Annotated in this window: 12 protein-coding genes; 7 read left to right on the top strand and 5 right to left on the bottom strand. The window is 70.4% G+C overall.

Features of this window, described 5'->3' with window-relative positions; all coding sequences use genetic code 11:
• The first annotated feature begins 225 nt into the window (after positions 1-225).
• From OG787_RS41055 to metK, 5 genes are all read left to right on the top strand, one after another.
• Positions 226-549, top strand: a complete 324-nt coding sequence (locus tag OG787_RS41055) for an integration host factor (protein WP_003977346.1) — start codon at positions 226-228, stop codon at positions 547-549.
• A gap of 36 nt (positions 550-585) precedes the next feature.
• Entirely contained in the window at positions 586-1,179 is a 594-nt protein-coding gene (gmk, locus tag OG787_RS41060; protein WP_369032034.1) for a guanylate kinase, read from the top strand.
• A gap of 38 nt (positions 1,180-1,217) precedes the next feature.
• Positions 1,218-1,490: a DNA-directed RNA polymerase subunit omega gene (gene rpoZ, locus OG787_RS41065; protein ID WP_006382157.1), complete on the top strand. Its 273-nt coding sequence runs from the start codon at positions 1,218-1,220 to the stop codon at positions 1,488-1,490.
• Between the two features lie 108 nt (positions 1,491-1,598).
• The gene (coaBC, locus tag OG787_RS41070; RefSeq protein WP_405538678.1) at positions 1,599-2,801 is read left to right on the top strand and encodes a bifunctional phosphopantothenoylcysteine decarboxylase/phosphopantothenate--cysteine ligase CoaBC; all 1,203 of its coding nucleotides are present in this window, start codon (positions 1,599-1,601) and stop codon (positions 2,799-2,801) included.
• A 292-nt stretch (positions 2,802-3,093) separates the two neighbouring features.
• The gene (metK, locus tag OG787_RS41075) at positions 3,094-4,302 is read left to right on the top strand and encodes a methionine adenosyltransferase (RefSeq protein ID WP_389359268.1); all 1,209 of its coding nucleotides are present in this window, start codon (positions 3,094-3,096) and stop codon (positions 4,300-4,302) included.
• 71 nt (positions 4,303-4,373) lie between these two features.
• On the opposite strand, the gene OG787_RS41080 is transcribed toward metK, so the two are convergent.
• From OG787_RS41080 to OG787_RS41095, 4 genes are read right to left on the bottom strand one after another with little or no spacing between them, the layout of a single operon-like run.
• Positions 4,374-5,468 carry a hypothetical protein gene (locus OG787_RS41080; protein ID WP_405538680.1) on the bottom strand — a complete coding sequence of 365 codons (1,095 nt, stop codon included), beginning with the start codon at positions 5,466-5,468 and terminating at the stop codon, positions 4,374-4,376.
• A gap of 50 nt (positions 5,469-5,518) precedes the next feature.
• Positions 5,519-7,462 (bottom strand): ABC transporter substrate-binding protein, encoded by a 1,944-nt coding sequence (locus tag OG787_RS41085; protein WP_405538682.1) that lies wholly within the window; start codon positions 7,460-7,462, stop codon positions 5,519-5,521.
• Positions 7,459-8,211: a TIR domain-containing protein gene (locus tag OG787_RS41090; RefSeq protein WP_369032039.1), complete on the bottom strand. Its 753-nt coding sequence runs from the start codon at positions 8,209-8,211 to the stop codon at positions 7,459-7,461. The genes OG787_RS41085 and OG787_RS41090 overlap by 4 nt, the downstream gene beginning before the upstream one ends.
• A gap of 15 nt (positions 8,212-8,226) precedes the next feature.
• The gene (locus tag OG787_RS41095) at positions 8,227-9,522 is read right to left on the bottom strand and encodes a helix-turn-helix domain-containing protein (protein WP_405538685.1); all 1,296 of its coding nucleotides are present in this window, start codon (positions 9,520-9,522) and stop codon (positions 8,227-8,229) included.
• A gap of 327 nt (positions 9,523-9,849) precedes the next feature.
• On the opposite strand from OG787_RS41095, the gene OG787_RS41100 reads away from it, so the two are divergent.
• On the top strand, positions 9,850-12,042 hold the full coding sequence (locus OG787_RS41100; protein WP_405538687.1) for a primosomal protein N': 2,193 nt from the start codon (positions 9,850-9,852) through the stop codon (positions 12,040-12,042).
• 357 nt (positions 12,043-12,399) lie between these two features.
• On the opposite strand, the gene OG787_RS41105 is transcribed toward OG787_RS41100, so the two are convergent.
• Positions 12,400-12,960, bottom strand: a complete 561-nt coding sequence (locus OG787_RS41105; RefSeq protein WP_369032042.1) for a hypothetical protein — start codon at positions 12,958-12,960, stop codon at positions 12,400-12,402.
• 213 nt (positions 12,961-13,173) lie between these two features.
• Here OG787_RS41105 and fmt point away from each other — a divergent pair, with 213 nt between their 5' ends.
• The gene (gene fmt / locus OG787_RS41110; protein ID WP_369032043.1) at positions 13,174-14,109 is read left to right on the top strand and encodes a methionyl-tRNA formyltransferase; all 936 of its coding nucleotides are present in this window, start codon (positions 13,174-13,176) and stop codon (positions 14,107-14,109) included.
• Positions 14,110-14,145: the final 36 nt, after the last annotated feature.

The following is a 14,145-nucleotide window of genomic DNA, read 5'->3' on the forward strand; positions in this document are numbered from 1 at the left end:
GAGACTGAATACTTTCTCAAATCAGGGGCAGTATGCCTGAAATATCCGACCTGCCGAAGGCTGACCAGGACTTTTCCGCTGTTCTCGCTGACTCTGGCGGCCTTGGCCGCTAGTCTCCGACCAGAGCCAACGAGCAAGTGTGTTGTTCGTAGCTCACCAGGTGAGGGGCGACTAGGTTCCTCACCGGTCCGTATCCGACAGTTCGACATCCGAGGTGACGTAGGCGTGGCTCTTCCGCCCCTTACCCCTGAACAGCGCGCAGCCGCGCTCGAAAAGGCCGCCGCGGCTCGCCGGGAGCGGGCCGAGGTCAAGAATCGACTCAAGCACTCCGGCGCCTCCCTTCACGAGGTCATCAAGCAGGGCCAGGAGAACGACGTCATCGGCAAGATGAAGGTCTCCGCCCTGCTCGAATCGCTCCCGGGCGTGGGCAAGGTCCGCGCCAAGCAGATCATGGAGCGACTCGGTATCTCCGAGAGCCGCCGAGTGCGTGGCCTCGGGTCCAACCAGATCGCTTCCCTGGAGCGCGAGTTCGGCAGCACCGGCTCCTGAGTCCTGGCACCCCGGGATTCCTGGAATAATCGCCGCATGGCTGCAACATTCCGGGGGACGACCCCCGAGCCCCCGGACGTACGTCCGCGGCTGACCGTGCTCTCCGGCCCTTCGGGGGTCGGCAAGAGCACGGTCGTCGCCCATATGCGCAAGGCACACCCCGAGGTCTGGCTCTCGGTGTCGGCGACGACCCGAAAGCCACGCCCCGGCGAGAAGCACGGCGTCCACTACTTCTTCGTCACCGACGAGGAGATGGACAAGCTGATCGCCAACGGCGAACTCCTGGAGTGGGCCGAATTCGCCGGCAACCGCTACGGCACGCCGCGTGCGGCCGTGCTGGAGCGGCTGGAGTCCGGCGAGTCGGTCCTCCTGGAGATCGACCTCCAGGGCGCCCGGCAGGTCCGCGAGTCCATGGCTGACGCCCTGCTGGTGTTCCTGGCTCCGCCCTCCTGGGAGGAACTGGTGCGCAGACTGACCGGGCGGGGCACCGAACCGCCCGAGGTGATCGAGCGCCGTCTGGACGCGGCCAAGATCGAACTGGCTGCCGAGCCCGAGTTCGACGAGACCCTGGTCAACACCTCCGTCGAGGATGTAGCGCGCGAGCTGCTAGCCTTGATGGAAGTTGTGTGATCGTTTCCGATCCCATCCCACCTTTCGGAAGGCAGAGCGTGTCCTCTTCCATCTCCACGCCCGAGGGCATCATCAACCCTCCGATCGACGAGCTCCTCGAAGCCACCGACTCGAAGTACAGCCTGGTGATCTACGCGGCCAAGCGTGCCCGCCAGATCAACGCGTACTACTCGCAGCTCGGCGAGGGCCTCCTTGAGTACGTCGGTCCGCTCGTCGACACCCACGTCCACGAGAAGCCGCTCTCGATCGCCCTGCGTGAGATCAACGCGGGTCTGCTGACGTCCGAGGCCGTTGAGGGCCCCGCGCAGTAGTATTTTCAACTTTCGGTTCATTTATCCACAGGCCCGACAGCGCGACTGTCGGGCCTGTGGTGTGTCATGGAGCCGTACCGAGTCGCGTATCGAGTCAGGGGAGGCCCGGTGGGCAAGCCGAAGGTCGTACTGGGGGTCAGTGGCGGTATCGCCGCGTACAAGGCCTGTGAGCTGCTGCGGAGGCTGACGGAGTCGGGCCATGACGTCCGCGTCGTCCCCACCGCCTCGGCCCTGCACTTCGTCGGCGCCGCCACCTGGTCCGCGCTCTCCGGCCACCCCGTCTCGACGGAGGTCTGGGACGACGTCCAGGAGGTCCCGCACGTCCGCATCGGCCAGCAGGCGGACCTGGTGATCGTGGCCCCGGCGACGGCCGACATGCTCGCGAAGGCGGCCCACGGACTCGCCGACGACCTGCTGACCAACACCCTCCTCACCGCTCGGTGTCCCGTCGTCTTCGCCCCCGCCATGCACACGGAGATGTGGGAACACCCGGCCACCCAGGAGAACGTGGCGACACTGCGCCGCCGCGGCGCCCTCGTCATCGAACCCGCCGTCGGGCGCCTCACCGGCGTCGACACGGGCAAGGGGCGCCTGCCCGACCCGGCCGAGATCTTCGAGGTCTGCCGCCGCGTGCTGGCCCGGGGTGTGACGGAACCCGACCTGGCCGGCCGGCACGTCGTCGTCAGCGCAGGTGGCACCCGCGAACCTCTCGACCCCGTCCGCTTCCTCGGCAACCGTTCCTCCGGCAAACAGGGGTACGCCCTCGCCCGTACGGCCGCCGCCCGGGGCGCCCGGGTCACTCTGATCTCCGCGAACACCGGGCTTCCGGACCCGGCGGGCGTGGACGTCGTACCCGTGGGGACGGCCGTCCAGCTGCGCGAGGCCGTGCTGAAGGCGGCCGCGGACGCCGACGCCGTGGTGATGGCCGCGGCGGTCGCCGACTTCCGGCCGGCGGTCTACGCGGCCGGGAAGATCAAGAAGAAGGACGGCGCGGACCCGGAACCCGTCACCCTGGTCCGGAATCCGGACATTCTCGCGGAGATCTCGGCCGACCGCGCCAGAGCCGGCCAGGTGGTCGTCGGCTTCGCGGCCGAGACGGACGACGTCCTCGCCAACGGCCGTACGAAGCTGCGGCGCAAGGGATGTGACCTGCTGGTCGTGAACGAGGTGGGGGAGCGCCGGACCTTCGGCTCCGAGGAGAACGAAGCCGTAGTGCTGGGCGCGGACGGCAGCGAGACCCCCGTGCCGCACGGGCCGAAGGAGGCACTGGCCGAGATCGTGTGGGACCTGGTTGCCGTCCGCCTGAAGTGAATGGTTCATTCGGGCGGCGGCGGATCGCACAGATCTCTCGTGTCCCTCCGTATCCGCCCGTATACCCTCGACTGCCCTTCCCACCTCGTACTTCGGGGCGTGGCGGCCCTGGCGTTCAGCCCTCATGATTGGGCAGAATGCCCGTGCCGCAGGTCACAGCGCTTCCGAGAGGCGAGACGGAGGGGCCGTTGGCCGAGCGCGACCGATAAACTGTTCTTGGACGGCACCGGGCGCAGCTCCCGAGCCGTCCGCCAATGATCAGCCAGCAGCCGCTGCAACCTCAGGGAGCGTTGTGTCCCGTCGCCTTTTCACCTCGGAGTCCGTGACCGAAGGTCACCCCGACAAGATCGCTGACCAGATCAGCGACACCATTCTCGACGCGCTTTTGCGCGAAGACCCCACGTCCCGCGTCGCCGTCGAGACGCTGATCACCACCGGCCTGGTGCATGTGGCCGGCGAGGTCACCACCAAGGCCTACGCGCCCATCCCGCAACTGGTGCGCGACAAGATCCTGGAGATCGGCTACGACTCCTCGAAGAAGGGCTTCGACGGCGCCTCCTGCGGCGTGTCGGTGTCGATCGGCTCGCAGTCGCCGGACATCGCGCAGGGTGTGGACACGGCGTACGAGAACCGCGTCGAAGGCGACGAGGACGAACTCGACAAGCAGGGCGCCGGCGACCAGGGCCTGATGTTCGGCTACGCGACGGACGAGACCCCGGAGCTGATGCCGCTCCCGATCCACCTCGCGCACCGTCTCTCGCGCCGCCTGTCCGAGGTCCGCAAGAACGGGACGATCCCGTACCTGCGCCCCGACGGCAAGACCCAGGTCACCATCGAGTACGACGGCGACAAGGCGGTCCGCCTGGACACCGTCGTCGTCTCCTCGCAGCACGCGAGCGACATCGACCTGGACTCCCTGCTCGCCCCCGACATCCGCGAGTTCGTGGTCGAGGTGGAGCTGAAGGCGCTTCTCGACGACGGCATCAAGCTGGAGACCGAGGGCTACCGGCTGCTGGTCAACCCCACCGGCCGCTTCGAGATCGGCGGCCCGATGGGCGACGCGGGCCTCACCGGCCGCAAGATCATCATCGACACGTACGGCGGCATGGCCCGCCACGGCGGCGGTGCCTTCTCGGGCAAGGACCCGTCCAAGGTCGACCGCTCCGCGGCCTACGCGATGCGCTGGGTCGCGAAGAACGTCGTCGCCGCCGGCCTTGCCTCGCGCTGCGAGGTCCAGGTCGCGTACGCGATCGGCAAGGCCGAGCCGGTGGGCCTGTTCGTGGAGACCTTCGGCACGGCCAAGGTCGACGCCGAGAAGATCGAGGCCGCGATCACGACGGTCTTCGACCTGCGCCCGGCCGCGATCATCCGCGACCTCGACCTGCTCCGCCCGATCTACGCCCAGACGGCGGCGTACGGCCACTTCGGCCGTGAGCTGCCCGACTTCACGTGGGAGCGGACGGATCGGGTGGAGGCGCTGCGGAAGGCTGTGGGCCTGTAGAGGCTGGCGGTAGCCACGCCTGAAGCGCTTTGTGAGGCCCGGTTCCCTGTGGGGGACCGGGCCTTCGCACATCAGTTGGGCTCGGTGTCCTCGTCCTCGGGATCCTCGTCCGTCTGCTCCGGGCCGAACCGGTGCCTGAGCTTGTCGACGACCTCGGTCTTCCCGTGAGCACGTGCCACGTTGGCGAGGCGCTGGGCGAACAGATCGAGATCGGGATCGTCGGCAGAGAAACCGAACCACTCCAGGAACGAGTCGAACGAGAGGTACGGCTGTGATCCGTTGCCGGAGGCCGAGCCGTCGGTGCGGTAGGGCGGAAGCCAGTCCGGTGGCGGCTCGTGGTCGGGATCCGGACCGCCGTTGACGAACGCCGCCGCCGATGCCACCAAGGGCTGGAACGGTGGCGCGATGCTCTCGTTGTTCGCCGCGGCCGACAGCTGGGCCAGCAGACCGATGCGGTCGACCGCGCCCTCCACTTCCGCTTCGTTGCGGGACAGCCACCACACCACCGCGCTGCCTGTGTCTTTCAGCACGTCGTCGCCCAGGTAGGCTCGTTTGCTGCGCTCGTAATTGCGTTCGTGCTCCCAGACGTCCTCGTCCTTGCGGACATTGGACAGTTTGGAGAGTCGCTCGCGATCGTGTTCCGGAAGGATGAGCTCGACATCCTGGGCCATGGCCATGACGCGGCCCGTGGGATCGATGCGCATCGTCGCGAGGGCGCCGTCGAGCTGATGCTGCGTGACCGCGCTCCGGTGAGGCGGCTGCTGGGACGTCGCGACGCGGGCACGCTCGAGCACAGCGTCCACCGCGAGGCCCGCGGGGTTGACGTACGGCGCTCCTTCGGGCACGTCCAGCACAAGCCAGCGCACCGTGGCGGAGAAGGAGAAGTCGTAGTCCCTGACGGAGCTGGGCAGGGCCACGTACGAGATCCGCTGCTCCTGCTCTCGCGGTTCGGGCAGCGGTCGGTCGGACCCCGGAAATGGATCCTGCGGGAACGCTGCGGGCCGTGGGGCGAGGACTCTGTGGGTCACCGCCGTGATGAGCAGCAACAGTGTGGCGACGGTGGGCCAGGCCCACAGTGGCCAGCCGGCACTGAGGCCGAGGATGACGAAGATCAGTCCCAGGATGACGGTGACGAACAGTGTCATCGTCCTGTGGCCAGAACTCATGGAAGGCCCCCGATGGGTGATTCCGGATGGGTGGTCCCCGACAAGCGGTTTCAGACGGCGTACCCGTAGGGCTCGATGCCCTGGGCGACGTTGAGTTCGTACAGGAGGCGGCCGACGACGTCGGCGCGCTCGGCGGTGCGGTCTGCCCGCAGCCAGCTCAGGGCGGCTCGGTAGACGCGACCGGACGCCGGAGGGTCCGGTGCACAGGCGGTGGCCAGGACGCGGAGGACGAGGTCGCGATGGCGGATGTCCTCGCACGCGGTCAGCCAGCGTCTCAGTGGCGCGCCCCAGGAGTCGACTGGGTGTCCCAGCACTCCCGCCCAGCAGACGGTCAGAGGCTCGCGCACACTGCGGAAACCGATGAGGCGCACCGGATCACCGAGTTCCAGGAAGAGGTCGCGGTCCGTGGCCCAGTGGCCCTGGGCGACACCGGAGGCCAGCCGGTCCAGCATCCGCCGATAGAGGCGGTGGTCCGAGCGTGCCAGCTCCAGCACGGCGGCACGGGCGTTGGCGCCCATCGGGCCCCCCGCGCGCCGCGCCAGATGGTGCAGACGTACGAGCGCCTGGTCGGGGTGGGTACGGGCCATGGTCTCCACGCACACGACGACGAGCACCTCCCGGAGTCTGTTGCCCGTGTCCGTCGACGTGGCCCAGTCGTAGATCCGCTGCCGGAAGAAACGGCCGTGCTGCCCGTCGTCCAGCCCCAGCGCGAGTACCTGGGCGGCTTCCGGGGTGAGATGGGCCGGTGCGTTGCCGGACGTCCAGCGATCCGCCAGCCAGGTCAGATCCTCGGGACGGGCGGTACGCAGGCTCTGAACGGCGAAGCGGACGACAGCCTCCTTACGGCCGGACGCGTCAAGGACGGGTTCTGCCAGGCAGCGCCTGAACCAGTCGCGCAACTGGCGGTGGATGTCGGGCAGAAACGTCCAGAAGTGCTCCCGTACGGCGTTGTCGTATCCCGGGATACCGAACCGGACCCGGCCGTCCGGCTGGGTGTCGGCGCCGATTTCCGAGAGCTCCGCGCGCAGATCGGCGCGGGCCAGCCGAGGCGTGTCGTCCGGGGGATGGCTGAGGCCGTCCAGCAGGGCGTTCGCGGCCTGGAGCACGGTGGCCGGGGTCGCCCCGTGGAACATCGCGACGGACAGCAGCAGCGCCCGGTGCCGGCCGCTCCGCTCGGCCGAGAAGTCCGCGGCCACCCGCTCCGCCTGGTCGTGCTGCCCGTCCAGGGATTCGGCGAGCCAGTGGGGGAATCCCCGGTCGGCCGGTGACACGTCCCGGCAGCGTCCGATGCGGTCGGCGAGCGCCGCCACGTCCCGGATCGGGGCCTGCGGCAGATAGGCGGTCAGGGCGGGGCTGCTCAGCTCGTCCGGCGGAGGCGTGATGTCGTCGAGTCGGAGATAGACCGTGAGCACGCGTTGCGGCGACGGACGGCCGATCTCCACCGTGAGGTGCCTGAGGTCGCCCCGGAGCAGATAGCCGAGGTGATGGGGCAGCACCACCACCAGCCGGGCGCCGCGCGCGATCAGAGTGCTGCGGAAATCGAGGAGCGTGTTCTGGACGGCGAGGTAGCTGGATTCCTCCGCCTCGGACAGGTCCAGCAGGAGCCGGTCGCCTTCGTTGATCTCACGGGGGTCGAGTGGGGACGCCGTGCTGTCGTCCGAGGTGTCCGGCAGTTCGTGCAGGGTGCCTCGGACCTCGGACAGCTCGTGCAGCAGCATGATCGCCGCGGTACGGCGGCCGCTGCCGGGCCGTCCGTCGATCAGGACGGTGTGCTTCTCGCGCAGCCGGTCGCGGGCCCGTTGCATGTGCGGAGGGTTCACGAAACGTTTGGCGAGGTGCTCGCGGTCCTCCTTCGCAATGGCGCGCGGACGCCTGCTCGCCTGTTCACGGAGCCGTTCCTCCGCCGCGCGGAGATAGAAGTTGAACTGGTTGCCCGGACCGGTATGGACCGATCCGTAGGCCTCGCCGACGTACGAGCCGAACGTGTCGGTCACCGTTCCTCGCCCCTGCGCGGGGTCCGTGTGCCGAACCCCTGACGAATGCCGCCGTGGTTGTCCCCGGCGACGTAGTTCGTGCCGTCACCCGTGATCCGCGGACCGTTGTGCTGATCGCCGGAACCGGTGTGCAGGGGACCGTGTGTCTCGTTCACGTACGTGCCCACCGATCCGCCGACGTTGCCGATGCCACCGCTCTGGTGGTCCGTGCGGACGGTGACGTCCGGTTCGGGCGAGGTGGCCGTTTCTTCCTTCCGGCTGCCGTCCAGCGCCGCGAGTGCCGGTACATGGCGCACGAGCCGGTCGCCGAGCCGGGCCAGGTCCGTGTCCAGGCTGGGCTGTTGGATCCGGGTGTACTGGCACTCGGCCAGCTCCGCGATCGACCTGGGCAGACGGCGGGGGTCCAACTGCTCGACCTTGCGGCCGACGAACACCGGGACGATCAGCGCGCCCGAGGCCAGAGCCTCTTCGATCTCGCGGCGGACCCAGTCCTGCGGACTGTCGAGGGCACGCCTGCCGGGCCGCTGCCGGTCCGGCGCGTCGAGCCACTCCTCGTCGATGAGGGCGAGCAGGACACGACTGCGCCGAGCCTCCTGGAGGAGGGCTTCCCAGGCGTTGGTGCCGGGGTCGATGGAGAGCCGGGCGAGGAAGACGCTGTCACGGCCGAACCTGGCCGTCAGTACGCGCTCGCACTGGTAGGCGACTTCCTTGCCGCCCTTGGTGCGGTAGTTGACGAAGATCTCGTGCATGGTCGGGATTCCTTCCTAGGCGGTGGCGGAGCGGGACAGCGGGCGGGACAGTTCGGGGAGCAGTTCGCGCACTGAGGCGTTGCGTGAGTGCCTGACGAGAATGCGCGTGAGCCGGCGCAGATCGGCGGAGACCGTCGCCGAGTGGATCAGCTGTACGGACGGCAGCACATCGGCGGTGATCGCGCAGGCACGGTCGATGTCCCCCGCCGCCGCGTGGGCCAGCGCCCGCCGGACGCCGTACCGGGCGCGGGTGCGGAAGGCGTGGGCCGGAATGCGTGCGGTCTCGGCGTCGAGCAGGACGGCGGCCTGCCGCGGGCGGCCCAGGTCGTACAGGCACCAGCCGGTGAACATCGAGACCACGTCGGGCACGTGGGAAGCGCCGAGTACTGGCTGACCGGGGTCGGCCGTGTCCTGTGCGAGCAGTGCACGGGCGCGGTCGAGGCTGTGCATGCACGTGTCGTACTCGCCGCCGACGGCCGCGCCCTGGGCCAGATGCTGGGCCGCCAGTCCGCGGATACGCAGAGGCGCGTCGCTCTCCAGGGCATGGGTGGCGAGTTGGACGGCCTGGTTCACGTCTCCGCGGTACAGGCTGATCAGCGATCGCCGGACGTTCGCGTACATGGCGAGTCCGGTGTCCGCGCCGGCCTGGGCCAGCCGCACCGCGCGGTCCGTCCACCAGATCGCCGTTCCGTCGTCGCCGCACTCCTGAGCCATCCAACCCGCGTACTCGGCGTACCGGGAGGCGAGGAGCAGCAGGGCCCGCCTCGCGCGAGGGCCGGTGCGAGCGGCGAGTTGCTCAAGGCTGTGGGTCTGGGCGATGAGAGGTGGCAGCACGCTGGCGGGACCCGATGCCTGGCCCAGTCGACGGAACTGGTCGAACAGCATGCGGGAGGCGTCCACGAGCGTCTCGGCACCCTCCTGGATCGGGAAGGAGGAGTGCGGTTCACCCGCTCGCATGGTCAGTACTGTGGCGGTGCCGGCCGCGATCAGATCGCGGCGAGTGACCGGCTGGAACGAGCTCGAACCGTCCTTGCGCAACTGCATCAACCACACCTCGTCGTCGTTGCCGGGAGCGGGCAGAGGAGGTTGAGGTGGCTGGACGCCCACGAGCCTGATGAGGGCGCCTTCGGCCCTCAGCACGGTGTCGCACAGGCGTGCCAGTTCCAGGGTCGGACGTTTGAGACCCCGTTCCACCTTGCTCAGCTGGCTCTTGCTGTAGTGCACGCGCTGTCCGAGCTGTTGCAGAGAGAGCCGAGCGGTCAGGCGCCGCCTGCGCAGCTCTCGCCCGAAATCGTGCGACTGCTCCAGCACTTCAACCTCCGTCACTCTTCGGCCGACAGCCGGTGAGTGCCGCGATTCAGCGTGCGGCAGGCGACTGGGCCGGACAAGGCGAAACAGGCGTTTCCCGTTTCCTCAACCGGAGCGAAGTCGACCGGGGGCAAAGTGTCGAGAAATCGATTCGGCCATGACGACGTTTCGGCTGAGCAGGGGCTCCGACCCTCGCGGGGAATTGACCGACGACCGGGACTTGCGGTCTGTTGCTGCTGATGCCCGAGATGGTGGCGGCGATGTGCGAGCCGCTGCCGGTCGTGACTCGGACGCCGCCCGTTGTCAGTGGCGTTTGGTAAAAATGCAAGCGTGAGCAGCGAGAACGGGCAGGGGAGCGGTGGGGCGGACGGGGCCCGGGGTGCCGACGGGGCGCCGCCCGAGCAGCTTGCGTTGATTCGGGAGAGCGTGCGGCAGGCCAAGGCGCCGCGGGCCAAGCCGCGGACCTGGCGGGGGGCCGCGCTGGCCAAGGAGTTGCCCGTCGCGAGGGTGCTGGTCGACAAGGGTGTGCTGCATCTCGACCGGTACTTCGACTATGCCGTGCCCGAGGAGCTGGATGCCGAGGCCCAGCCGGGGGTGCGGGTGCGGGTCCGGTTCGGGGCCGGGCGGCATCGGGTGCGGGACGGGCGACGTGAGGGTGGGGGGCTCATCGACGGGTTTCTCGTCGAGAGGCTTGCTGAGTCCGATTACTCCGGGCCGCTGGCCGCGCTGGCGCAGGTCGTGTCGCCCGAGGTGGTGCTGAGCGAGGAATTGCTTTCGCTGGCTCGGGCCGTTGCCGACCGGTATGCCGGGAGCCTCGCCGATGTGCTGCAACTGGCCGTGCCGCCGCGGAACGCCCGGGCCGAGAAGGCGTCCTCTCCGGCAGCTCTGCCCGTGGGTGGGGTGCCGGAGGTCGGGTCCTGGGGGCGGTACGAGCGCGGAGGGGCGTTTCTTGAGGCGCTCGCCTCCGGGGGTGCGCCGCGTGCGGTGTGGAATGCCTTGCCCGGGCCGGAGTGGAGCGGGGAGTTGGCGCGGGCGGTCGGCGCGACCCTCGCCTCCGGGCGCGGGGCGCTCGTCGTCGTGCCCGACGGGCGTGCCGTCGCGCGGGTCGACGCCGCCCTGACCGCCCTGCTGGGGGAGGGGCGGCACGCCGTGCTCACTGCCGACGCCGGGCCGGAGAAGCGGTACCGGGAGTGGCTGGCCGTGCGGCGGGGGGCCGTACGGGCCGTGGTGGGGACCCGGGCCGCGATGTTCGCGCCCGTCCGGGATCTGGGGCTCGTCGCGCTCTGGGACGACGGGGACGACAGCCACAGTGAGCCGCACGCTCCGCAGCCGCATGCGCGTGAGGTGCTGCTGCTGCGGGCCGCACAGGACAAGTGCGCCTTTCTGCTCGGGAGTTGGAGCTGCACGGTGGAGGCCGCGCAGCTCGTCGAGAGCGGCTGGGCCCGGCCGCTGGTCGCCGCGCGCGAGCAGGTACGGGTGGCCGCCCCGCTCGTACGGACCGTGGGGGACGGGGATCTCGCCCGGGACGAGGCCGCCCGGGCCGCACGGCTGCCTACCCTCGCCTGGCAGGTCGTGCGGGACGGGCTGAAGCACGGGCCGGTGTTGGTGCAGGTGCCCCGGCGGGGGTACGTACCTCGGCTGGCCTGCGCCCGCTGTCGGGAACCCGCTCGGTGCCGGCACTGTGCCGGGCCGTTGGAGGCGCGGGATGCCGGGGCGCCGTGGTGTGTGTGGTGCGGGCGGGAGGAGACCGGCTGGCACTGTCCGGAGTGCGGCGGATTCCGGCTGCGGGCGCAGATCGTGGGCGCGCGGCGGACCGCCGAGGAGTTGGGGCGGGCGTTTCCGGCTGTGCCGGTGCGGACGTCCGGGCGTGAGCATGTGCTGGACACGGTGCCGGGGGCGCCGGCGCTCGTCGTCAGCACGCCCGGCGCGGAGCCGGTCGCCGAGGGTGGGTATGCGGCCGCCCTGCTGCTGGACGGCTGGGCGATGCTCGGGCGGCCCGATCTGCGGGCCGGGGAGGATGCGCTGCGGCGGTGGATGGCTGCGGCGGCGCTCGTGCGGGGGCAGGGGGTGCGGGGGGAGGGGGTGCCCGGGGGGACGGTCGTTGTGGTCGCCGAGCCCACCTTGCGGCCTGTGCAGGCGCTGGTGCGGTGGGATCCCGTGGGGCATGCGGTGCGGGAGTTGGCGGAGCGTGCCGAGCTGGGGTTTCCGCCGGTGTCCCGGATGGCGTCCGTGTCCGGGACGGCGGAGGCTGTCGTCGGGTTTCTTGCTGCCGCCGAACTGCCGGGGGACGCGGAGGTGTTGGGGCCGGTGCCGTTGCCGGTGACTGCGGTGGGTCGGCCGCGGCGGGTGGGGGCGCCGCCCCCCGGGGAGCAGTGGGAGCGGGCGCTGGTCCGGGTTCCGCCTGGCAGCGGGGCTGCCCTGGCGGGCGCGCTGAAGGCGGCTCAGGCCGCGCGGATGGCTCGGGCGGGGCGGGGTGGGGAGGAGAGCGTGTGGGTGCGGATTGATCCGCCTGATATTGGGTGAGGGGCGGGTTCTTCGGGTTCTTTGGCTGCGGGCCGGTGGGGGCTTGTCGCGCAGTTCCCCGCGCCCCCAAAAGACCTGCGGTCCCGGCGTTTTGAAGGAAGCGCAGTTCCCCGCGCCCCTAAAGGATGTGCGGTTCCGCCGTTTTGAAGGAAGCGCAGGTTCCCGCGCCCCTAAAAGATGTGTGGTTCCGGCGTTTCGAAGGCGGCGCAGGTCCCCGCGCCCCTGAAGACCGCTCCGTTCCCCCGTCCCCCCCCCGGCATGAAGTGAGGGTCGGTCAGGGCGCCCGGGCTGCCCCATGCCTCTGCCTCCCGGGTGCGGTCGGGAGGGCAGAGGCACGGGGTGGGGTGGTGGTTCGGGTCAGCCGTTTCGGGGGCCCGGGAAAGCTGTGGGGCGTGCCTCGTCGCGCAGGGTTGGGCTGCCTGCTGTCGGCTGGGTCGGCATCGAGCGGGCCGCGGGGACCGTCGGGACCGCGGGGAGGGCTGTGCCTACGCCGGTGACCGTGGCGACGCCCACCGTGCGGGTGCCCGAGGTCTCCGTGGCGCGTTCGGCGTCGGCCGCTGCCTGGGCGGCTGCGCGGCGGGCGCCGTAACGGCGGTGTACGGCCTGCTTGGTGACCCCGAGCGCCGAGCCCACCGCGTCCCACGAGAAGCCGAGTGAGCGGTCGAAGTCCACGGCGGCCGTGACCAGGGTTTCGACGCTGTCCCGCAGCTCCTGGGCGAGGCGGACGGTGGGGGCGGGGGCGCGTCCGTAGACGACGAAGCCCGTGGAGGGGCCGGAGCGGCGCGGGCGGTAGACATTGCCCAACTGGGCGGTGAGGGTGCGCAGTGCGTCCACCTGCCGGCGGACCCGCTCGATGTCCCGCACCAGCAAGTGCAGGCTGGCCCGAGCCTGGGCGTCGTGGGTTGCGTGGTCGGCCATGAACAAGCCTCTCGAACCGGCGTTGAAAAGGAAGGGCCGCGCGGTGTGCGGCCCGTTTTGGTCAACTCTTTCTTGACCAACGCGATTTTGCGTGAGTGGTCACGCTGCGGGGGCGTAGGGGCATATGCGTACGCCCCCCAGGGCTTGACGCCGTGCGGTCATAGACTGGTGCGTCGCACGCACGACCCCCGTCCGAGAGGCCCACGCCCACCCATGAAGCTCGTCTTCGCTGGTACCCCCGAGGTCGCCGTTCCCGCCCTGGATGCCCTGATCGGGTCGGAACGGCATGAAGTGGTCGCCGTCGTCACGCGGCCCGACGCTCCTGCCGGGCGAGGCCGGAGGCTGGTCGCCAGTCCCGTGGCCCAGCGGGCCGAGGAGGCCGGGATCGAGGTGCTGAAGCCCGTCAAGCCGCGGGACGAGGCGTTCCTCGCGCGCTTGACGGAGATCGAGCCCGACTGCTGTCCCGTCGTCGCGTACGGCGCCCTCCTGCCCCGCGTCGCCCTCGACATCCCCGCCCACGGCTGGGTCAACCTGCACTTCTCGCTGCTGCCCGCCTGGCGTGGCGCCGCGCCCGTGCAGCACTCGATCATGGCAGGCGACGAGATCACCGGCGCCTCCACCTTCCTCATCGAGGAGGGCCTCGACTCCGGGCCCGTCTACGGCACCGTGACCGAGACGATCCGGCCCACCGACACCAGCGGCGACCTGCTGACCCGGCTCGCCTTCGCCGGCTCCGGGCTGCTGGCCGCGACCATGGACGGTATCGAGGACGGCACCCTGAAGGCCGTACCGCAGCCCGCCGACGGCATCACCCTCGCGCCGAAGATCACCGTCGAGGACGCCCACATCGACTGGTCCGCGCCCGCGCTGCGGGTCGACCGGGTCGTGCGCGGATGCACTCCCGCGCCCGGCGCCTGGACGGTGTTCCGGGGCGAGCGGCTCAAGCTCATCCACGTCACGCCCGTGCCCGACCGCACCGATCTCGCCCCCGGCGTGCTCTCCGTCGGCAAGAACAACGTGTACGTCGGTACCGGGTCGTACGCCGTCGAGCTGCTGTGGGTGCAGGCCCAGGGCAAGAAGCCGATGCGTGCCGCCGACTGGGCACGCGGCGTGCGGATCGCCGACGGCGAGGTGCTCGGCGGCGCCTGAGCCGGCCCCTGCGGCCCGTTCCCACGCATCGCGTGC

The sequence above is a fragment of the Streptomyces sp. NBC_00075 genome (genome assembly GCF_045041225.1).
Taxonomy (GTDB): Bacteria; Actinomycetota; Actinomycetes; order Streptomycetales; family Streptomycetaceae; genus Streptomyces; species Streptomyces adonidis.

Excerpts from the sequence above, each read along its gene's own strand:
- gmk (WP_369032034.1), top strand. The coding sequence starts at position 586 with ATGGCTGCAACATTCCGGGGGACGACCCCCGAGCCCCCGGACGTACGT.
- OG787_RS41080 (WP_405538680.1), bottom strand. The coding sequence starts at position 5,468 with ATGAGTTCTGGCCACAGGACGATGACACTGTTCGTCACCGTCATCCTG.
- OG787_RS41105 (WP_369032042.1), bottom strand. The coding sequence starts at position 12,960 with ATGGCCGACCACGCAACCCACGACGCCCAGGCTCGGGCCAGCCTGCAC.
- OG787_RS41090 (WP_369032039.1), bottom strand. The coding sequence starts at position 8,211 with ATGCACGAGATCTTCGTCAACTACCGCACCAAGGGCGGCAAGGAAGTC.
- fmt (WP_369032043.1), top strand. The coding sequence starts at position 13,174 with ATGAAGCTCGTCTTCGCTGGTACCCCCGAGGTCGCCGTTCCCGCCCTG.